Source organism: Paenibacillus sp. FW104-T2 (assembly GCF_058789975.1).
The window spans coordinates 467,407-490,013 of sequence record NZ_JBYTCE010000001.1; the positions used below are offsets into that span (position 1 = coordinate 467,407).

The window sequence follows — 22,607 nt, forward strand, 5'->3', positions numbered from 1 at the left end:
CAAGGTTTCGTTATATTGCAGTTTACTGGCAATAACTATATCATATTTCCATAGTTGGAATTAAAATGCCAGTAGTAGCGCCGAATAGGTCGATTTTTGTCAATCATTACAAAACTGTAACTCAAGATAGGGGTGCTTTTCAGAATATATTAGTAGACTGTTAAGATTTCCTTAAGGCTTGACGCCTATAATAAACTATTCCCATTTTAATCTCAAACGTGAAGGAGTACACCCAATGCTGCGGACACGCAAAATACGCTGGCTTAGCGGAACCCTGGTTCTGCTGACATTTCTAACCCTGCTGCTGCCTAAGGCGTTGCTGCCCCAAGCTGCAGCTGCTCAGGCACAGACGAGCGGGATCGATGCCGTACTTGTAGCCGATGTAAGTAACTCGATGAATACAAGTGACCGTGACAAGATCAGTAATGAAGCCATGAAAATGTTTATTGATATGCTGCCGGTCCAGGGGGACAAGGTAGGGATTGTTGCTTATACCGATCAGGTAGAGCGGGAAAAGGCACTGCTGGAGATTCAGTCCGATGCGGACAAGAGCAGCCTGAAGGACTTTATTGATCAGCTGGGCCGCGGGCCATACACTGATATTTCCGTCGGGGTGGCTGAAGCGGTGAATGTGCTGAATCATGGTGCAGATGCATCACACTCACCCATGATCGTACTGCTTGCAGACGGCAACAATGATTTTAACAAAACCAAAGGCCGCACCCAGGCACAGTCTGATGCCGATCTGGCGAAGGCCGTTCAAGAAGCACAGGATCAGGGCATTCCGGTCTATACGATCGGACTAAACGCAGATGGCAAACTGAACAAGGATGCGCTAGCTGATCTGGCCAGTCAGACAGGAGGAAAGTCATTCATCACGGATACGCCGGATGATCTGCCGCAGATTCTGAGTGAGATATTTGCAGATCATGCCAAGCTGAATGTCGTGAAATTGCCTTCCATCACAGGCAGCGGCAATTTTCAGGAAGTTACGGTCAACGTACCAAATGACAGCGTGCTTGAGGCCAATATTTCAATTATGTCTTCCAAGCAGGTAGAGATTGAATTGATCGATCCTTCGGGCAAAGCGGTGGATCTGAACTCGGATGAGGCCAAGCTCTCGACATCCAAAAGTTATTCACTGGTCAAGCTGCTCAAGCCTCAGGAAGGCGACTGGAAACTTCGGGTAAAAGGGGCTCCGAAAGACAGCATCGATATCAACCTGCTGTTCAACTACGATCTGCAGCTCGTCGTGGACCCAATTAAGACCAAGTCCTATACAAAGGGCGACAAGGTGGATCTGACAGCCAAGCTGGAGAATGGAGGTCAGCCGCTCCAGGATAACGCTCTGTATGCAGATATGAAGGCGACGTTGGTCGTAAACGATCTGGATACGAACAAGAGTGAGGAACAACCGCTGGAGAATACAGGCAGCGGCTTTGCAGGTACCTTTGAAGTGCCGGACAATCATAACTATGAACTGGTGATTCGTGCGGAGGAGGACAGCTTCTATCGTGAAAGTGCGCCTATTACCATCAATGCAGGCGGTACGGCAGGTGCGGGAACACAGCCAACCACCTCAGGTGGTGAGCAGGACAAGCCGTTTCCATGGTTACCGGTGATTTTGGGAGTGATAGCCCTGATTGTGGTTGCAGTTGGTGCCTGGTTCCTAATGGGCTGGCTGAAACGCAAAAACCGCGGCTTTGTCGGCCAGATCATTGTCGAGATTCGGGATGAGAACACTGGAGACAAGTCCTATCCACAATACAAAAAACTGGCATCCTTCCGGGGAAGATTCCATCTGCATCAGCTCTTACAGCTGGATCCGGAATTGAAGGAAACTGAGAAATATATATTTACGCCCAGCAATGGGGACCGAATTATCATTCGCAATACCGCAGGCGGTACATTGGAGAAATCCGGACGTGCCGTGGATGCAAGCTCAGGCGTTGAACTGAAGAATGGTGACCGGCTGAGCATCCCGCTGCAACAGGCGGATAAAACGATTTTGATTGAGTATCTGGTATAAGAAGTTTGGAGTTCCTAAGCAAGGTAGTGTGTTAACCAAAGGGAGGACATGGAATGAAACCAATTGTCAGAGAACATATTCAGCAGCTGGATGTATCGCTAGGCGGAGGGATCGTCAGCGAGAAGATCAGGGTCGATACAATCGATAACCCGATCCTGATTATCGGTCTTGGAGGAACGGGAATTGATGCGCTGCTGCGTCTTAAATATCAGATTAACCGCCGCTTCAAGCTGCCTCAGGACCCGGTATCCAAGAAAAAAATGGACAAGCCGGACAACGTGGAATTTCTCGCGTTTGAAACCAACGAGCAGGACCGTGCGAAGAAGTACAAAGGCATCGGACTGGACCCGATTAACGAATTCGTCCTGCTGTCCAATGCCGAGATTGGTGGACTGCTGCAGAACCGCAGCGTGCTGGAGCCATATATTACGGACTGGCTGTCTCCGGAACTGAGCATCACGGACGGCATGAATGGAGCAGCAGGGGTACGCCAGGCTGGACGGCTGCTGCTGTTCACCAAAATCAATCAGGTCGTGCAGGCGATCGACAAAAAGATCAAAACGTTATCTGTAGGCACCAACAAAAAGCTAATGGTGTTCCTCCTTACCGGTCTATCCGGTGGTACAGGCAGCGGGTGCTTCCTCGATATCTCCTATATCGTGCGCGGTATCATTGAACGGGATCACGGTTCTGCCGGGATTGACCGCGTTAATACGCTGGGTTACCTGTTTACGCCAGACGTGAATCTATCGAACAAAAGTTTGAGTGAGCACACACGCGAATATATTCGCAAAAATGGCTATGCTGCGCTCAAAGAGCTGGATTACTGGATGAACGTCGACAGCCGCGGGGAGCGTTTCACGCAGAAATACGGCAATATCCTGAACGTCAATTCACCGCTGCCGCCGTTTAACCTGTGTCACCTGATTTCGGCAACGAATACGGAAGGCAAGCTGCTGGAGAATGCCTATGACTACTGCATGAACGTGACGGCCGAGAACATCACCAACTTCATGGCCAGCGAGGAGAAGCAGTCGGGCGAAGAATTTGCGATTCACGATTATATCAGCAACATCCGTACCAACATTGCACAGATGAACAAGGCGTATCCGGCCAACTATGATTACAACATTATCGGTGCTTCCTCAGCGGTACTGCCGATTGAAGAGATGACGACGTATCTGGCATACCGGATGTTCGACAAAATGAGCACCATGTTCTCCAAAGCTCCGAACCAGGAGGATACGGAGAAGTTTGCCCGCAAGCTGGGCATCGATCTCGAAAGTGTCGTGAAGTCCTTCGAGTCCCGCGTGCCAGAGCCGCTGCCGGGTTATCAGAACAGTGAACGTCTGTCCTACGGCAATGTCGTGAAATCACAGGTGGTGAACATGGACACCGAGCTGGAGCAGAACTTCCTGGCCCGTGCCCGCGAAGAATACATCAAGGCGAAGAAACAGCTGCCGGGCGAGATTGCCGGTCAGTTTACCGAACAGATCCGGCGCATGTTTTTGCATCCCGAACAGGGTCCTTTCTACGTCTCCCGTTTGATCTACACGGAAAAAGGCTTCTGCATACTGAAGATGATCCAGTCGTATATCGAAACGCTGCGGGAGAATGCATTCCGGATTCCGCGTGACATTGAAGCTGCGCAGGAGCAATCGGAGGAGAAGCTGGGTGACGCGAAGAGTGCCTTTGTTTCCAAAGAGAAGAAAAAGAATGCATATATTGAAGCTAAAATCCATGAGTACTGGCTGCACGCCGACGTGGAACGCAACGATCAGATGATTGAGTTCTATGAGGATCTCTATGAACTGTTGAATCAGGAAAACAGCCGCATCTATAACGTATTTACCGAGACGCTGAATGCGCTCAGCTCGATTTTCTCCAAGAACGGAGATATTCTGACGCGCGGTGAAGAACAGTCCGATCACAAAGGCAACAAAACCTACTACTGGAACGTCGTTAGTGTACCGGATATCGTCAATGTGGTGGATGGGCTGCTGGACAAGCGCGACACAGATGACCTGATTCGCGACTTCTCTCGTGAGCTGCTGGAGAACTCCAACCAGTGGGTGAAAGAGAACGAAATTGACGTGGTTAGTTCCATTTCGGACTTTCTGACGGAGAAATTCGGGGATCTCATTACCCGTTCCATGGAAGATTTCCTGGTGATCAAATACGGGCAGGACGAGTCTGTTGAGAAATTCGTGGAGCGTCACATCGCTGGCAAGCTGGATGATGAGGCCGTTCCGGTGTTCAATCTCAGCAACAGCACAGGCAGTCTGCATTTCCCGTCATGGGGTTTCGTCTCTGTGCCGACACAGGCGCCAGGCATTCTCAAAGGGATTCGCAATTATCAGAACAATGCGGTGGGCAAATCCCACTTTACCGTCAAGGAAAGTGAAGTCCGCAACCGGATTTTCTGGCTGAATACGCGCAACGGGGTGCCGCTGTTTGTGTATACGCCGCTCAAGGTTTATGAGGAAAGCTATGAACGCACCATTTTGGACAAGGAAGGCATCGGACGCCATCTGGTACAGACAGAGAAAAATAACTGGACCTACCTGCCATCTCCGATTCCAGAAAAGTCCTGGGGTGATGTCTACGAGAATGCCCGGGTGAAGCAGTATAATGCGCGGGTACGTACCGAATTCGAGCAAGCGATTGGATACAACATCATTACGGCCAAAACAATCGATGAGAATACGAGCAATCGTTATGCCGTTGTCACAACGGAGCCGTTTGACCTGGCCGCGAAGCTGAATGCTTACGACATGCGTCTGACGTCGACGACCCCGAATCTGGGTGAGGTAAAACGGGCCGTGACCGAACTGAAACGACTGCAATCCGAAGGGCTGCAGCGTGTAGGGATCAAGGATATTTTCGGCAGTATTAATGAAGATATGGCCAAAGAAAACCTGGTACGTTCCCCGCAGCTTATCGCACGGGTACGTGAAGAACTGGCGAAGATGAATGCCATCTCGGCCAAAGTGGCTGAACTCGAAGGCATTCTTGCACAGCATCAGGATGAGGAACAGTGGTATGATCGCTTCATCGAAGCTCTGTATACGGACACGATCGTCAAGAAAGGCGCACTCTATGTCTACGACCGCGATCCGGAAGAGGATGCCTGGGAACCGTTCGCGAACCTGATGAAGAGCCGCAACTTCGCCGAGTACGAAGTGTTTGGCAACTTCCGCGGTTTGCCTGAAAAAGATCGCAGTACGCTGCTGCGCAAAGCTTCCCGCCGGGATAACGAACTAACGGCTTCTGAGGACATCGCTCCGCTGCTGGCCAAACTGGATGATCTGGCTGCCCTGTTCATGGAATCGCGTGACCGTCTGGAATATGAGCGCGTGGAGCTGGCGAACGGTGAAGACATCTATCAGTTCTACAGAACGATGTCGTCGAAGCTGAATGACATCCGCAGAAGGCTGAAGTAACATGGGTGCCGGGATGGAGTTCAAGTTGAACAATACCCTGAAGCGGGATCTGGAGAAGTACGCAGCACAATATGCGGCAGAGCAGGAGCGGCAAGGCAGCCTGGGTGATGGACGAAGCAGCATCCATTACCCGGCCCTGTTTCTGTTTGTTGGTGACCTGGTCGAACCGGCCATGGCTGCAGTGCGCGAGATTAATCAGTTGAAGTGGGATAACGGAGAAGGTGTGGTATATCTCCAGATTGGAACAGAGGGCCGGGAGGAACAAGGAGGACGGGAGCATCGTGACTCATTGGAAGACGGTCAGGTGACCCGTCATATCCTGCCTCTATCCACCGAACAGGCTGGACGTCCTTCGAAGACCATGCGCAAGGATGTACACCGCAGTTTTCACGATTCGGAGCAGGCGCTCTTTGGTCTGAATCGCACGCTGCGCCGGGTGAGCAACCGGATCGCTGAATACGGCCGGTTATATTCATCATTTGATCGGATCTATGTAACCGTCGTGACAAGGGCAGATGATCCGCTGAATGTGCTTCTTCCGGAATTGACGAAGCTCACCGAGAACATTTTGGCCCAATCTTTCAAGTCGGTTCAGACGGATCTGCATGTACTGGTCAGCGAGATGGAGCAGGTGGAGTCCTTCGGATATGCAAGTGCAGCCGGACTTGCCTTTTTGAGGGAACTGGATCATATGCAAGCGCTGGACTATACGTTCAGCGGTAATCTGCTCGTAACGGAAGATGGGATTTCCATTCCCGTTGTGCACCCTTCTTCGCCTTTGTTTGATCTCGTCTATATCCTGTCTGACAAAAATGAGCGAGGAACCGGCGTGGCCGGGGGATGGATAGAGAATGCCGAGATTATCTGCCGAATCTGCCTGCTGAAGAATCGGAAACAGGATCCGGATGCACTCGGTGCGGTTGCAAGTACAGGGGCCAATACCTACAATAATACATCGTTCAAAAACAACATTCGAACAACCTCGGATCAGCATGGCTATGCCAGTGCGGGTTTTGCCGAGATCAGACGGCCCAACCAACCGATTGCGCTCGCGGTGTTGTACCATCTATACCGCTATCTGTTGGATCTTATGCGACAGGAGCCGGATTTGAGCATGAAAGACAAGCTTGCTTTCTTCGGTCTGGACGCTTCATCCGTAGAGCGTAAGGTGGAAGGGCTGCTGCCCGAGCAAGATCTGGTGGGTGGCATGAGCGGCATTATGACCCATAACGTCAGCTTCTCCGATCTCAAGCCGCTATCCCTGCGCGAAGCAGAGCGGGCGTTATTTGGTCAGGGTGCTGAGACGTACTTCCGTGACAATATGGTACGTCCGGCGGAAGAGCGTCTCCGTCAGCGCAGCAGTCAGAGTTCCCTACTCCGCCGGGCAGAGCAGTCACGGACGGAGTATCCGGAGATTGGCTATTTCCAATGGGCTTCATGGAGTGACAGCAGCCCTGGGAGCGTACGTGAGGCTTTGCTGGGACTCATTCGTGACAAATCGGTTCAGCTTGAATCGGTACGTGCCCTGCTGGAACAGCGTCAGCAGGAGCAAGTGGAGGATCAGCCAATCAAGCGGGCGTTGTTCCGGGACAAGCAGAATGTACGGAATCTGATCGATTGTTTGTTGGAACGCGTATATGTGCCCAAGACAGAGCTGTTGCGACTGGAAAATGAACTGCAATTGCTTCGCATCTACGATTCGGAGATGGAACAGCTTCATAGCTTCAGCCGCAGCATAACGACAGCACTTGAAGCGCTGGAACGTACGTTGCGTGAAGCGGCAGAAGAGCGCATCGCGGCAGCGGATGAATATATCGGACAGAATGTGATGGAGTATTACGGGAAGGTAACAGAAGCATTGATTGCCGATTTGGAGGCCAAGCGGGGCCGGGATGTTTGGTTTGAAGAGCGTTATATGGGAGACATTAACCGGCTTGCTGCCGAAGGCAACGAGCGTTTGCTGCAACGTCTGATGGAGGTATGTCATGCGCTGCTGCTCACAGCAGAACCACTAAGATTGCCTTTTGAGGAAGAACTGCTGCAGCGGGCGAATGTAACGATTACCTACGGGGACAAAAACGTATTGACCCGCGATGATCTATTCCGCAGGTTATACCGTACGCTGGAGGATCAGGCGGTTGTGAGAATACGGGTATTCGATTATACCCAGGAACACCGGTATGAAGAAAAGTATTTCTTTGGCGATCATCACAGTGCTTTCATGGATTATGCGGCACATGCGGAGGAAACATCCCGCATCTATAAGCTGGGAGTGGTGTACGAAGAACGCAGCAGTGGTGTGGAAAAGTTGAACCTGATGGGAGGGTTCCATCTGGAGGATCTGATGGTCTATCGCAACGGCAAGGTGTATTACGACTCGTATACGGAGAACGGTTATGAGCTTCATCCAGCAGGCCTGGCTGATAAGCTATCACCTATGCGATAGAACGACATGTCATGATCGACTCCGGTATTAATTCAGCCTATGATGGGCTGGTTTGGAAAGGATGCATGCGAACATGCAGCGAAAAATCAATCTTCTCCTGGTCCTGTTCAGCCTGATTGGCGGAGCCGTGGGATTTGCGGCAGGAGAAATCATGCTGCATCAGTGGCTTGGGGAGATGCCTCGCCTTCTGCTGATGGGGTTATACTTCGGCGTGCTGGCGCTGAGCGTAGGTCTGTTCTGTCTGCTCGCCGAGATGATCTCGCCGAAGCTTAACGGAGCTTCCTGGAAGCTGAGATATCTTGGCTTGTCGTGGAAACTGCTCGTTCCGGCAACACTGGTATTCCTGTTTGTCGTTGGATTGGTCTTTCAATTGTTGTATCAGATCAATCCAGGCGGCGTGAAGCAGGTGAAGGACATTGTACTGATGATCGATAACTCGGGCAGCATGTCGGAAACGGACCCGGATAATGGACGTTTCGAGGCGGCCAAGACGTTAATCAGTCAGATGGAAAGTGACAAGCAGGTAGTTGTTATTACATTTGATGATCAGCCACAGCTGCTGCAGCCTTTTACCGCATTGGATAGCGAAGCGGCAAAAGCAGAGGTGAACGGTAAGATCGACGGTATTGTCACAACATCGGGTGGTACAAACTTCGATGCCGTGCTCCGGGAAGCCATGGAGCAGATCCAAAACAAGCAGGATCCAAAACGCGGTACTGTAGCCATTTTGCTGTCGGATGGATTCAGTGAAGCAGATACTTCGGATATCTTATCCCAGTATGCGAACGAGCAGATTGCCGTGAATACGGTAGGTCTGAGTCTGGTCGACCCATCGGGTACCGACTTGCTGCGCAGTATCGCTCAGCAGACAGGTGGCATGTACTATGACGTACCGGATTCCGGTGGTCTCAGCATGGCATTTCAGCAAATCTACGATACGATTGATGAACGGACGCTGGTGACGGAACGTACAGGCATGATGGAACACAGTACCTATCTGGCCATCTTCCGCGTTGCTGCTATGCTGTTGATTGGTGTAGCACTGGGCGTATCGCTTGGGCTGGTGTTCGATAACCGCCATCTGGCAGTCAGCTTTGGCATCGGTGGAGCGGTGTCAGGCCTGCTAGCAGGCCTTTTGCTGGAGTGGGGATTGGACGGTTCTTCTGTAGGGGATGCATTGGTGAGACTGGGTGCCATGTTCATATTATCTGGGGTACTCACCCTGTTCACCTGGATTATTCCGGTCAAGGAGAATACCCCGCGGAAGAGCAAGGGCCGCCGTGAGGCGGGCAGGGGGACTCCGACCGCAGACGGATTCGGTCAGCGGGGGAGAGACACACGCAGCAAAGGATTTTAAACATCGGGAGGTTGGCGACACATGCGATATGCAGATGCGGACCCTTCGGTACCTCTGATTCGCAGACTTACACTTGCTGTGGATGATGGTTACTGTACCCTGCGCTGGCTCTGGCCCGAAGGTGTAGAAGCCGTATACGTGGAGCGGTTGGAGCTGGAAATGGTCGAAGGTGGACAGAGCAGGGATCAGACTGTGAATGGCAAGCTGAAACTGTATACGAGAGAAGAATACAAGGCGAGTAACGGATATACAGACCGGATGACAGGATTTGGTGCCATCCGGTACACGATACATGTTTGCCGAATGGACGAAGACGGTCCTGTGCTGCTGCGTCAGCAGAATGACGAGAATACGGTCATCGCCAGTGCTGGCAAAGCGGATATCCGTTTCTCCATTCGATACAAAAGCGGTTTTTTTCAAAAAAGGAAGACGGTTCTCATGACTGTGACAGCTGAAGTACCTGTGCCGAAGGAAGCTCTCTGTTATGTACGCAAGCAGGGCGGAGTTCCACTCAACAAGGAAGATGGCACGGTTTATCCTTTTGTCAGTGATTTTACTCCAGGGAGAAATGAGATGCCGCCCGTGGAAGTGGCCAAGGATGACTATGTGAGGCTGTTTTTCACGGACGGACCGAGATACGGAGCCGTTTACCGCCTAATATCAGACTAGATGAATGTGAGGCAGTTCAGTCTGCCTGAACGGGGAGGGGAGTGGCTATGAGCTTTTTTAGTCGGTTTTTGAAGAAACAGCAGCCCGTAGAACGGCCGCTGTTTTACGATATTGTCTGTCCATATTGCTTCAGCAAGTTTTCGCCGGAAGAAGTAGTGTTCCGGGCTGCGCATCACCGGGATGATGATGAGGATTATGCACTGGGGGAAGATGCGAAGCTTAATCGGTATCGTGAACGCTTTGGGTTGGACACGGTATTTGATATGGAAGCCGTTCTGGCTCCGCATGATGTGCCTGAGGAACATCGCATTTATTCGGATAACATCGTGATGGGACTGAACGACCGGTATGGTGTGGTTACACGGCGCCGGCTGTGCCCGCATTGTCATAATGAGCTGCCGGTAACGGCAGGCAAGGCACCAAGCAATATCATTTCCATTATTGGGGCATCCCAGGTGGGGAAATCGGTGTATATGACATCGTTGATTCACACCCTTCAGCATTATACGGCTGACCACTTTGATGCGGCCTGCATGCCGCTGAATGCGGAAATTAGCCGCAGATTCCGCGCAGATTACGAAGAACCGCTGTTCGAGCGGGGAGATCTGCTGGATTCCACGCAGAAGGAGAAGCTGCAGGAGCCGTTTATTTTTCAATTTGTATTCAAGGATGAAGATAAAGCACCGCTGACACTGGTCTTTTTTGATGTGGCGGGTGAAGGTATGGTGGAGCAGGATTATCTGGGTCTGCATGGTCAGCATATCAAGAACTCAGCGGGTATTTTGTTTATGGTGGATCCGCTCCAGATTCGTTCCATTCGGGACAAGATCCGCATTAACCTCGGCAACGAGCCAGGCGAGTGGACGCCAAGGTATGATGAACCACGTGATGTTGTGCTGACCCTGTTCGGTGATTTTATCGCTTATCAGGATAAAGCCAAGACAAATATTCCGACAGCCGTTGTGCTGACCAAGAGCGACATGCTGCATTCCCTTAAGGATGAAGAGGGGGATTATATCAAATCCAACAGCAATGTATTCCGCAATATGGTACACCGTGAATGGTTCGATCTGACTGAATTCGAGAATATCGACGGGGAGATTCGGCGCTTTATCGAGAAGGTGGACCGTCCGTTCAAGGGCACGATGGATGTGTACTTCAAGGATACGGCTTATTTCGCGGTATCTGCGCTGGGCAGCAATCCGGTGGATATGAAGCTGCAGGGCGTCGTGAGTCCCATCCGTGTGGACGAGCCCTTTCTATGGCTGCTGTACAAGCTGAAGTACATTGAGGGGAGAGTGGAATGATGCGTTCTTCCATGACCCCGCCCATTGAACAACAGATGTACACAAGAGAGCGGCGCGGGGTGTTTCGCACAACGGAGGGGTTCGATACGGTTGCGGCATCACCAGGACTGGACCCTTCCTTTATTAAAAAAGTACTTCATCCCTATTGCGTCTATGACGCTCCAGCGGAATTAACGGGTCGGAGTGAGAAGGACCAGGCGAAATTCCCGCCATCCATACATCTGATTCATCTGGAGAGCGGAGAGACGATCCTTGGTCAGAATGTGTACCAGTCCGCTGATTTTACGGGGCTGCGCAGCGCCTTTTTTGCACACAACTATGTCCTGTCCCCGGAACGCTCCGAGGAACAGATGAAGCAGGGGAACTGGCTGGATGCCGTATTCGCCACGTCATATGACATCGAACAAGGCACGGTATTACCTGCCCTGACGGAATTGCCGGGTGCACCACTGAATGGCAGGGAGGCCGCCACTGGAGCAGGAGCAGGCCCAAGTGCCCGCTCCGTAGCGCCAGCAGATCTGCTGGCCTCACTGAAAATGAACGAAACTCTTTTCAAGCGCCTGCTCTATGCCGTCATGCAGGCAGTAGCAACCCGGCGGAAGGTATACATTGCACTCGACCTTCCTGCCGAGGAGATCACAGCTGGAGCCAAGGAACTGCTTCGTCTGCTCTATGCAGCACTGCCCTATGCATTTAGACGGCAGCTCGGCTTCATGACATTTGCCAAGGAGCCTCAGGCCAAGAAGGGAGTCCATCTTCAGTTTGTAGAGCGGGGCACGCTCCGTCCAAAAGACCGGAATACGGAGAAGGACTTTACCTTCGACTTGGCTACGGGCAGGGTAACCCATGCGGAAATGTCGGTTGCCCAGCTTCCCTATGCGGAGTTTGCCTGGTCGCTTCTGCAGGAGCCAGGTGTGGCGGATGCGTTTTATACTTTTGCAGACGAGATGTTAGCCGGCACAGAACCTGGACGCGAGCTTTCCATCCAGGCCTATGGGGAATTGTCCATGTTTTATCGTCTCGAGCAAGGGATGGAAGACCTCTACCTGAATGATAAGGGAGGGGTTCTGAGTGGACTGCTTACCTATCTGAAACCTGAAGGTGGAGTACAGCGACGTTCACGTTTGAACGAACTGTTCCTCACGCTGCTCAGCCGGGAACTGGACAGTGTCAAAAGAGAGAACGTACCTGAAGAGACGGTTGCCTCACGCATCGCGGAATATTTCCGCGTCGCTGCGCCTGTCGTTCAATCCCGCATCGTGGATTATTTCATCTATGCGGTGAACAATGCCAGGTCTCAGAAGCGGATGAGGGCGGTACAGGAGTTGTATGATCTGCTCGACCGTGATTCCGGGCTGAGTCGTGCATTCTTCGATAAGGTACTGGCCAATGAATCACTGACAAAACTGCTGTTTGAGCCCTATCTGGATAATCAGCTGAAACGTACCGAAACTGCTTCCGATGTGATCGGCGTAATCGAACGCTGGGTAACCACGCATGTATCTGCGGTATACAACAGCTTCCTGATTGACCGGACAGCCACAGAGCTGCGTGAACGATTATGTTCGGCGCCGAATCCCGTTCATGCTGCGAGTGAAGCACTTAAGCGTGTGAGCGTGCTGGATCGCCTTTCTTCTGACATGCTCGTGGGTGATGGAATTAAGGCCCGAATTGGGCAGTCTCAGACCGTCACCCGATCCGCCCGTTCGAGTGGAGCCGAGTCAGCGGGATTATCCGCGTATCAGAAAGAACTGACACGCCTGGCTGACAAGCTGGCCTATGTCATTAACCTGTTTTTGATTCAGGATCTTGATCTGGAACGGGTGAACCGTGAACAGTTACTGAGCATTGATATTTTGCTGCACGACAGCGAGGTACGTGATTGGGCGGCGCGTCAGGGACAGGATGTAACGGCTCGTACAAACATGATGCTGGCAGCCAGAGCATGGCTGAGCGGCGAAGACCGTGAAGAAGAGGTGCTTGAATCACTTAGCCTTGCGGAGCGGAGTGAACTTCAGCGTTGGGTACGCAGATGGCTCGCAGGGGAACTGCGGGATCAACCGGGAACACCTGCATATGAGGCGCTTCCGCTGGCGTTCTACCGGGGAGGAAGCGGCAGCAAACTGGATTATGCAGGGCTGATTGAGTTTGTCCGCAGCAGTGCTGGCAGTAAGGAAGTATTGTATTCATTTTTTGAATGGTCGGGAAGCCAAAGGTTGTTCATACGGAGTTCCCAGGCGAGCAAAGCCTACTCAGATGCCATTGTAGCCTATTTCAAAGGTCATGACCGTGAAGCGTTCAAGTCCAAATCGGCATTCAAGCCGTATTACACTAGAGCGAGTAAAACAATGAAGACGGTCTATGATCGGGCCAAGAACGAACTTTCATCACCGCTTGTGCGTATGCTGACAGGCAAAAGAAAAAATCTTTTTCTAGGGTCGGTTATCGTGATCCTGATCCTGGGGATCGCCGGGGTAACGTATGCCCTGACGAATAAGACGGACGCGCCAGAAGAGGCTGCGCCATCGACACAGGATCCCGTGGTTCCGGCAGAGCCTGAGGTACAGTTAGCTGAGCAGATCGCTTATGTCATTCCGGGAGCCGAGGTGGATGGAACGACGACCGAAGCGCAGCTCGTAATCCGTTTCATGAATGAAGCGGATAGCAATGCGTTATTGCCAGGTCCAGTTCAATTAACTTTGAAGGATGGCACAACGCTGGAGATGGATGCTGCGTCGGACTGGGAGAGTTTTAACCGGAATGAGGACCCGGATACGGAAGGACCAGCAGAAGATGGGACTTCGTCTGAGGGAACGTCCGGGGATAGGTCTACAGGATCTACAAACGAAGATCAGCAGGGTGAGGAGCCTGTTCAAGGGACAGATTCGACTACGTCAGATGACTCTGCTTCAGATGCAGCAGCAGGTACAGAGACGAGTGGAGTGACCGGAGATGCGTCTGGCTCTGCTGCCGCGGATGGGAATATTGAGCAGGGAACAGAAACTACATCATCCGGTTCTTCGGACACAGCAGGCGAATCAGGAGCGTCCTCTTCAACAGAATTGACGCCTGCTGAGGCGGACCGTCTGTATCCTTATGGTCAGCAAGTGCCGCTGCCTGATGAGGTTAATCCGGAAGATATCGTAAGTGTCCAGAGCGGTACAATGGTTATCCAACTGGTGCCAGAGCCTAAGCTTTAGGATCGTTATGATTTGTTTTTAAACCAAAATGAAATCATTGCAGGATGATCCTCGATTGTAAATCGGGGTCATCTTTTTTTTTTTGATTTTCCTGCTGCCAATCTTTTAAGGACGATCTTATTTGAGGAGATGATGCTAATCATGGAACTTTCCGGTTTCCTGGGATGTCTGACAAGAGAGGGGCCTATTCCAAAACCGAAGGAAAGCAGGGGACCATAATGCGTTATATTTTATATTGATATGTGCATTGTACTCTTTGGTTGTTCGAATGATGCAAGCAGGGATGCTCAGGTTATGAAGACGAGAAGAAGATGATCCTAAGTGCTTCCCAAGCTCTGATGCAGAAAGAAGAGTAGATCCTTTCTTTTGTTCACAAATCTGACACAAAATCTGGATTCATCCTTTTTGGACAATCCCCAACAGGGACCAACTGCACGTATACGTTGAGAAAAGCTCTCACATAAATGAGGTGAATTCCGATCGGAAAGTCCACTGAACTGCTATATAATCGCTCCAAACAAGCAAGAAGTTTGGTATTTCTTATTGACAAATGATAATGATTATCAGTATCTTTGTTATATAAGATTTGTTGCGCCGGAAATACGCTGAACATATAAATTCGTTTTCGTTATCGATAGCCGGAATACATAACCGGGATAAATGAGAGAGGGATGATCGCATGTTTCGTCTGGAGACGTCCAAGCTGGATATCGCTTATGAGGAAAGACTGATTGTTGAAGATCTGAATATTCAAATTCCCCAAGGAAAAATTACAGCGCTTGTTGGAGCCAATGGTTCAGGTAAATCAACCATCCTGAAGACGATGGCACGGATTATGAATCCAAAAGCAGGTAGTGTTTTGCTCGACGGGAAGTCCATTCATAAGCAATCCACCCGTGAAGTAGCCAAGCAGCTTGCGATTTTGCCGCAGAATCCTACGGCGCCGGAGGGACTCACAGTAACGGAACTGGTATCCTACGGAAGATTTCCTTATCAAAAAGGCTTCGGTTCCATGCGTGCTGAAGACAAGCGCATGATTGAGTGGGCCATCGAAGTAACGGGCATGACGGAGTTCCACGACCGCCCAATTGATCAATTGTCAGGCGGACAGCGTCAACGTGCCTGGATTGCCATGGCTCTTGCTCAAGAAACGGATATCCTGTTCCTGGACGAGCCGACAACATTCCTCGACATGGCTCATCAGCTTGAAGTATTGCAATTGCTGGAGATGCTGAACGAGACCGCGAATCGCACCATCGTTATGGTTGTGCATGATCTGAATCATGCCTCCCGCTATGCCCATCACATGATCGGCATTAAAAAAGGTAAAGCAATCGCTACAGGTTCCCCTGTAGAAGTCATGAACTGTGATGTGCTTCGCGAAGTGTTCAACATTGAAGCCGATATCGTGATTGATCCACGTTCTGGTGTGCCACTCTGCCTGCCATATGCACTTGCCGGCGAACGACAGCAAACGGCAGCGCCAGAGCAAACTGCAGCGCCAGAGCAAATGGTGATGAACGGTGCCATGATGAATGCTGCAGGACGCTCCGAACAACGTGTTCGTACCGCAACAGGAAGTTAATATATCGGACCATTTGTGGTCTTGAAATATAGAATAAGCCGCTTTGCATATATGCAGGCGGCTCATTCGCATTCATGGGAGGCATGCTGAAATGGGAGCAATCAACTATACCTGGTTACAGCAATATGGAAGAATCACAACCGTACCTGGGGATGAACCAGTTTGGGAGATTCACATGACCGAGCTTAGACAACCGGAGAAGGCGAGAGAGCTGCTGGATGTATATAATCAACATCTTCAGGCAGATTCATTCCGAACCGCAGCGGTGTACTTCATGCATTCGGTGCGTGGGCTGATGCTGGGGATCCATTACATGACGGCACTATGTGATACACGGCTTAATCTTTCACTGGAGAACATGAAGCTGCAGCTCGAGGTTCAGGATGGCCGTGCAGCCTTTCGTTTTCAACTGCTGGATGGAACAGAACATCCTCACCCTGAACCAGTGAATCTCATAGATACAGCCCAATCCTCATGGCGAAAGGATATCCTAACCGCATACTACACGGAGCAGCTTCGTCCTTTGATCGAAGGGGTTGCCTCTGCCGGAGAAGCGAGCCTTGGTCAGATGTGGTCACAGCTTGCCTCCATGCTCCGTTGGTACAAGACGACAGCGTTACAAATGAACATTGAAGAAGCTGAGCGAGAAGCGGTGATGGAAGGGTATGAACATGTCATTGCTCTACCTGCCAGTCTGCTTGGGTTGAAGAAGAATCTGTTATCGTTCAAGCCGGTAGAGATTGATAATCCACATCAACCGGGAGAGACCATGCTAATGAAGCCGGTATGCTGTCTTCATCATCAGGTGTATGGAGGCCAAAATTACTGTTATAGCTGTCCCAAACTCAGTAAGGCCGAGCGGCAGAAGCGTTATGATGACATCCTGGCAGCCAAGTCCGGATAACAAGCAGGAAGGCCTCGAGGCTGAATTTGGTAATTGGTGAGCACCGGGTCTATAATATGGAGACAGGCGCTGTATTATGTTGTGTGCTTACAAGGTAATGACAGCTGTCCCAAAACCAACATCGATCATGGGAGGAATCAGTCATGTCCGTATATTCATATCAGGCCGTAACGCCAGCCAATCAGGAAGTATCACTAGATCTGTACCGAGGTAAAGTTCTTGTCATCGCCAATACGGCCAGTAAATGTGGATTGACTCCGCAATATGGAGAACTGCAGAAGCTGTATGATCGTTACCGCGATCAGGGTTTGGTAGTACTCGGTTTCCCTTGTAATCAGTTCGGAGGACAGGAGCCGGGAACAAGCGAGGAAGCCGAATCCTTTTGCCAAATAAACTATGGTGTGAACTTCCCTGTTTTCGCAAAAGTGGACGTGAACGGTGAGGATGCGCATCCTTTGTTCCAGTATCTTCGCCAGCAGCAGCCAGGGGCGGCTGAAGACGACACGATTCAATGGAATTTCACCAAATTCCTGGTCAATCGTGAAGGTGAAGTGGTGGGACGTTTTGAACCCAAAGAGTCTCCTGAGGCTATGACTGCAGAGATTGAGAAACTGCTGGGATAATCAAATAGAACAGATCAAGCCTGCCTCCAGTTGGAGGACAGGCTTTTTTAAAAGCTATTTATACCAAGAAAGTTAAGGAAGCGGTTTGCTTAAATTGTAATATCCCTGATCCGAGGCAAGCTGCAGGAGATTACGGGCATAGTTGCCCGCCCAGGAATAGCCGTGCCGCCGCTCCTCGCTGATCTCCATAATATCCATGTACTTCTTGCCGTCACGGTCCGCGTAGAAGGGCACATCTTCATCTACATTGTAGAAACGGTACCAGATAACACTGGACGGGTCAGGCTCGAAATACACCGGTCCTTGACGATTATATTTGGTTCCATTCTCTCGGACCTGATCAAACCAGCGGAGGGCGCTTTTGGCTGCGTGTTCAATCTCGGGTGTCTGAGGCCTGGACATAAGGAAAGCCGTGATGGCCACAGATTCTGATCCGGATTTGGATGCCAGTTCATAGGCTCTGCCGGATACAGGCGCGTAGGTTACCGGGTCATGCTGGGCACCCCAAACTGTAGGCACACCGCCGTTTTTAATTTGAGTTTTCAATGTATATGCGATTCCTCGATCCAAGGCCGCCGCCAGCTTGGACCGTGTATCCTCACTCAGAATATCGTTGTTGAAGCCTTTACGGTTCTCAATGATGTCATCGATGAGAACCATGGTTCGCACCAGGGCATTGTCATTATAGGTAACGCTGTCGGAGTAATTGCCCCGCTGTGGATAAACCTGAGGCCATCCGCCTGAAGGATATTGGGAGGCGAGGATAAAATCCACCGCTTTGCGGACACTGTCCCGGAAGAGCGGGTTGCCCGTCTTTTCATACATATCAGCCAGGAAGCGGATCTCGGTTGTCGTTGCATCATTATCAAACGTTCCGAGCTCTACGCCTTTGGGGTCTTTCCAATCCGAACGCGGCGCTACCCCGTCCCAGGAGGACTTGTACTTCTCCTCCATTGCTTTGAAGAACCCACCATGCGGCAGCTGCCAGGATACGATGTTTAGCGCATAAGCGGTGTCCTTGGCCAAGTCACCTGTGGAGAACGTGCTGTAATCCCTGAACTTATTCAGCAGCGAAGATACATCAACCCCTGCAGAAGTTTTGGAGGATAACACCTCGGTTTTAATGGTGACAGGCGGGGAATCGGCAAAAGCAACCACGGGCCTGGCAATATCTGCGGTCAACATGGCGATAATTGCAGAGACAGGAAACAGCGTTAATGAAACAGAGATGGAACGTTTCTTCAAATGAATGCCTCCCAACATAATTGGTATTCTATTCATATAAAATCCAAATAAAGGGTCGATAATATTGTAAGCGCTTTCTAATATAAAAATCAACTGTAAGCTAAAATTTTATATTTGTTATCGTTCAACGATCAGCCGCCAGCTCCACTAAGCGGTTAGGATGAAGGTCTTTTTTCTCCAAAAGGTTCAATAGCATAAACCGTTATTGCTCAGGGGACAATAGGTCTTAGGGGTTGAAGCAGCGGCTCGTCCACAGGGCGATATCCTATTTTTTAAATAATTTTAAGAAAACACTTGTAATGTGAAAAAGATCACATTATAATGAGTACATGAAGTGAAACAAATCACAAAGTCACCAGGTTGGTAGTGAATGTTTTCACATAATTGTTTAGTTTCATTAGTGAATGTATTCACAAGGGAGTAAAATCATTGTCAATTTAAATTCCAGGAATCAAGCGCAGCAATCTGATAAATGAAGCACGGTTTATATTTTATTAACTTCAAGGGGGACCTTTATTATGAAAATCGCAGTTATCGGATGTACACATGCAGGAACCGCAGCCATCATCAATACCGCCAAATTGTACCCGGATGCTACCATCACGGTGTATGAGCGCAATGACAACATTTCCTTCCTATCTTGCGGTATTGCCCTTTATGTCGGCGGGGTTGTGAAGGATCCGGATGGACTGTTCTACTCTTCGCCAAACCAGCTGGCTGAGCTGGGTGTAGTCACCAAGATGCTGCATGAGGTTACAGCAGTGGATGCCGCGAATCATAAACTTCAGGCTAAAAACCTGAAAACAGGGGAAGAATTTGAAGATACGTTCGATAAGCTCATCGTGACAACAGGTTCATGGCCGGTCGTTCCGAAACTTGAGGGGATCGAGATGGAGAACATCTTGCTCTGCAAAAACTACAATCATTCCAATACAATCATCGAAAAAGCCAAAGAAGCCAAACGTGTTACCGTTGTCGGTGCAGGGTATATCGGTATTGAACTGGTTGAAGCATTCCAAATGAATGGTAAGGAAGTCACCTTGATCGATAGTGTGGACCGGATTCTCAATAAATATCTGGACCCCGAGTTTACAGATGCCATTGAGGACACACTGACTGAACGCGGGATCAAGCTTGCACTGGGCCAGACGGTACAGAAATTCACCGGAGAGAATGGCAAGGTAACGAAGGTGATCACATCGAAAGGTGAATTCGAGACAGACCTCGTAATCCTGTGTATTGGTTTCCGTCCGAATACCGAATTGCTCAAAGGCCAGGTGGATATGCTGCCGAACGGCGCAATTATCGTGGATAAATATATGCAAACAAGCCAAAAAGACGTGTTCGCTGCAGGTGACAGCTGTGCGATTCACTATAATCCAACAGGCAAGGCTTCTTACATTCCACTGGCAACCAATGCCGTAAGAATGGGTACACTGGTAGCTCGTAACCTGGTTCGTCCAACAACTCCTTACATGGGTACACAAGGGACATCAGGAATTAAAATTTACGACCAGAATATTGCAGGTACAGGACTGACCGAAACATCTGCTACAGATGACGGGCTGGTGGTGGAAGCTGTAACACTTGAAGATGCTTATCGTCCGGAGTTCATGCCAACGGCTGAGAAACTGCTGCTCAAAGTCATTTACGAACAGGCTACACGCCGAATCGTCGGAGCACAAGTGATGTCCAAGGCGGATCTGACGCAATCAATCAATACAATCTCGGTTTGCATTCAGAACAACATGACCGTAGATGAGCTCGCCTTCATCGACTTCTTCTTCCAACCGCATTACAACAAACCATGGAACTTCTTGAACTCTGCCGGTCTTCAGGCTCTGCCTCCAGTAGAAGTAAAAGCACCAGCGATGGTGTAACTAATGAATCCGAGAACTGCCGCAGCAATGCGGCAGTTTTTTTATTTAACTTGATGTAGTTGATTCTGGAAATGAGTGCTATATTAACAACAGGTTAGAGGTCATACGCAATAGATATGAACATGAAGGAGTGGTTCACAACATGCTTACAACTACAGTATCCGAGCTTAAAGTTCTGCTACAATCTGTACCTCGCTCGTTTCTTGAGCTGAATCCAAATGAACTTGTACAGCCACGCATGGAAGGAAAATGGTCCCGTCTTCAGATTCTTGGTCATTTATGTGATTCGGCACTTCATAACGTAAGCAGGTTTGTCCAAATGCAGCATCAGACCGAACCATTGTCTATAACGCCTTATCATCAAGACCAATGGGTAGAGAGCCAACAATATGTCAGTGCACCAATTGAAGAGGTGTTAAATCTCTGGATCAGTCTGAATCAGTCCGTCATTCGTGTTCTATCCAGCATGCCGGAGACAGGGGAATCACCAACGTGCGTCTTACCTGATGGAAGTGTGGTTACGATGGAATGGCTGGCACAAGATTACGTCCAGCATCTGCAGCACCATCTGCAGCAAATTTTTGGTGAACATCATAACTTGGGAACAGAATAAGTAACCAACCAGCTGCACTCAAGCAAGAGAGCACGGAAGCTGGAACAAGGGGACTTTCAGGACTTTGTGATAAAAGTAACAAACTTGCCGAACCCTTCGCGATACAATGAACATATCAACGATGTACACTGATTTCGTTCATGAATAGTGAAGGAGAGGATGGCATGGCGGCAAAAACACCTCTTGAGGTTGCACAATATACGGTGAACACAGGGATGAAGAAAGGACAGAACCAGGTGTCCTCTGTGCTCGTTCTCAGTTTCCTGGCAGGGGCATTTATTGCGCTTGGCTTCCTGCTGGATATTCGCGTGATTGCCTCCGCCCCGGCGGAATGGGGCAGCTTGGTTAACCTGATCGGTGCAGCGGTATTCCCTGTAGGCTTGATCATGGTATTGATTGGCGGGGGAGAGCTGCTGACAGGTAACATGATGGCAGTACCGCTTGCTACGCTAGCCCGTAAACTGTCCGTAGGCAGCATGCTGAAGAATCTTACTCTGGTCACGATCGGGAACTTTTTGGGTGCACTGTTCGTGGCATATGCGTTCGGGCATGTGCTTGGTCTCACAGGAGAAGGAGTGTATCTGACCAAGGTTGTGGATATGGCGGGACACAAGCTGCATGACGGCTTTCTACAGGCGTTTATATCCGGAATCGGGTGTAACTGGCTGGTAGCCCTGGCGGTGTGGCTATCTTACGCTTCGGATACAATGAGTGGCAAAGTGCTCGGCATTTGGTTTCCGACCATGGCCTTTGTTGCTATTGGATTCCAGCACGTGGTTGCCAATATGTTTCTTATTCCGGCTGCCATCTTCGAAGGGCATTACTCATGGGGGCAGTACATTATGAACTTTATCCCGGTATGGCTCGGTAATCTGACGGGAGGCGCATTGTTCGTTGCTGCTGCCTACTGGATGGTGTACCTGCGTAAGGCGGAACCCGAGGTCAAAGCGGTTGTTCAGCCGGTAGAGCCGGAAGCCAGACCGATGTGGAGCAAACAGGCGTAATCGCCCGCACAATTTCAACTGAATATATTAAAGCGATCCCTTACTGCCATGAGGTCACGGTGTATGTTATACCGTAAGCCGGCGAAGATGGGATCGCTTTTTTACTACAGACAAAATAAATTCGCCATGACAAGGTTCGGGGGAACGAAACCTGTTCATGGCGAATTTCGGGAGTGGTCCATGATATGGCATGAGGAGGAAGTGGGGAAACACTAACCTAATGCCTTGTTTTTAATTTACCCCTGAATTTCGAGGATGAATCATGGGGCCAAAACTTTTTTTGAATTAAAGGCATCAAGCCT

15 protein-coding genes are annotated in these 22,607 nt (G+C 50.1%); 14 read left to right on the forward strand and 1 reads right to left on the reverse strand.

Features of this window, described 5'->3' with window-relative positions; translation table 11 throughout:
* Positions 1 to 235 precede the first annotated feature (235 nt).
* From AC3WQ3_RS02080 to AC3WQ3_RS02125, 10 genes are all read left to right on the forward strand, one after another.
* Entirely contained in the window at positions 236 to 2,029 is a 1,794-nt protein-coding gene (locus tag AC3WQ3_RS02080) for a vWA domain-containing protein (protein WP_492471320.1), read from the forward strand.
* A gap of 53 nt (positions 2,030 to 2,082) precedes the next feature.
* Positions 2,083 to 5,472: a tubulin-like doman-containing protein gene (locus AC3WQ3_RS02085; protein ID WP_492471321.1), complete on the forward strand. Its 3,390-nt coding sequence runs from the start codon at positions 2,083 to 2,085 to the stop codon at positions 5,470 to 5,472.
* 1 nt (position 5,473) lies between these two features.
* Entirely contained in the window at positions 5,474 to 7,918 is a 2,445-nt protein-coding gene (locus tag AC3WQ3_RS02090; RefSeq protein WP_492471322.1) for a transcription initiation factor TFIID, read from the forward strand.
* Positions 7,919 to 7,991: 73 nt separating this feature from the next.
* A complete protein-coding gene (locus tag AC3WQ3_RS02095) occupies positions 7,992 to 9,275 on the forward strand; it encodes a vWA domain-containing protein (protein WP_492471323.1) in 1,284 nt (427 codons plus the stop codon).
* 21 nt (positions 9,276 to 9,296) lie between these two features.
* A complete protein-coding gene (locus tag AC3WQ3_RS02100; RefSeq protein ID WP_336782231.1) occupies positions 9,297 to 9,944 on the forward strand; it encodes a beta-mannanase in 648 nt (215 codons plus the stop codon).
* A gap of 47 nt (positions 9,945 to 9,991) precedes the next feature.
* The gene (locus tag AC3WQ3_RS02105) at positions 9,992 to 11,251 is read left to right on the forward strand and encodes a TRAFAC clade GTPase domain-containing protein (protein ID WP_154894774.1); all 1,260 of its coding nucleotides are present in this window, start codon (positions 9,992 to 9,994) and stop codon (positions 11,249 to 11,251) included.
* Positions 11,248 to 14,451, forward strand: coding sequence for a GAP1-N2 domain-containing protein (locus tag AC3WQ3_RS02110; protein WP_492471324.1), 3,204 nt, complete (start codon positions 11,248 to 11,250; stop codon positions 14,449 to 14,451). Before AC3WQ3_RS02105 ends, AC3WQ3_RS02110 begins: the two co-directional genes overlap by 4 nt.
* 679 nt (positions 14,452 to 15,130) lie before the next feature.
* The gene (locus AC3WQ3_RS02115) at positions 15,131 to 16,036 is read left to right on the forward strand and encodes an ABC transporter ATP-binding protein (protein WP_336782228.1); all 906 of its coding nucleotides are present in this window, start codon (positions 15,131 to 15,133) and stop codon (positions 16,034 to 16,036) included.
* 91 nt (positions 16,037 to 16,127) lie between these two features.
* On the forward strand, positions 16,128 to 16,940 hold the full coding sequence (locus AC3WQ3_RS02120; RefSeq protein ID WP_492471325.1) for an IucA/IucC family C-terminal-domain containing protein: 813 nt from the start codon (positions 16,128 to 16,130) through the stop codon (positions 16,938 to 16,940).
* Positions 16,941 to 17,083: 143 nt separating this feature from the next.
* Entirely contained in the window at positions 17,084 to 17,563 is a 480-nt protein-coding gene (locus AC3WQ3_RS02125; RefSeq protein ID WP_336782226.1) for a glutathione peroxidase, read from the forward strand.
* A gap of 72 nt (positions 17,564 to 17,635) precedes the next feature.
* Here the strand turns inward: AC3WQ3_RS02125 and pelA are convergent, their stop codons facing one another.
* Positions 17,636 to 18,808 (reverse strand): pectate lyase, encoded by a 1,173-nt coding sequence (gene pelA, locus AC3WQ3_RS02130; protein WP_492471326.1) that lies wholly within the window; start codon positions 18,806 to 18,808, stop codon positions 17,636 to 17,638.
* 518 nt (positions 18,809 to 19,326) lie between these two features.
* Between pelA and AC3WQ3_RS02135 the strand changes: the two genes are divergently transcribed.
* From AC3WQ3_RS02135 to AC3WQ3_RS02150, 4 genes are all read left to right on the forward strand, one after another.
* On the forward strand, positions 19,327 to 20,688 hold the full coding sequence (locus tag AC3WQ3_RS02135; protein ID WP_095360026.1) for an FAD-dependent oxidoreductase: 1,362 nt from the start codon (positions 19,327 to 19,329) through the stop codon (positions 20,686 to 20,688).
* Between the two features lie 142 nt (positions 20,689 to 20,830).
* Positions 20,831 to 21,301, forward strand: coding sequence for a DinB family protein (locus AC3WQ3_RS02140; protein ID WP_492471327.1), 471 nt, complete (start codon positions 20,831 to 20,833; stop codon positions 21,299 to 21,301).
* Between the two features lie 164 nt (positions 21,302 to 21,465).
* Positions 21,466 to 22,305 (forward strand): formate/nitrite transporter family protein, encoded by an 840-nt coding sequence (locus tag AC3WQ3_RS02145; protein ID WP_492471407.1) that lies wholly within the window; start codon positions 21,466 to 21,468, stop codon positions 22,303 to 22,305.
* Between the two features lie 63 nt (positions 22,306 to 22,368).
* The gene (locus AC3WQ3_RS02150; protein ID WP_336782220.1) at positions 22,369 to 22,521 is read left to right on the forward strand and encodes a hypothetical protein; all 153 of its coding nucleotides are present in this window, start codon (positions 22,369 to 22,371) and stop codon (positions 22,519 to 22,521) included.
* Positions 22,522 to 22,607 lie beyond the last annotated feature (86 nt).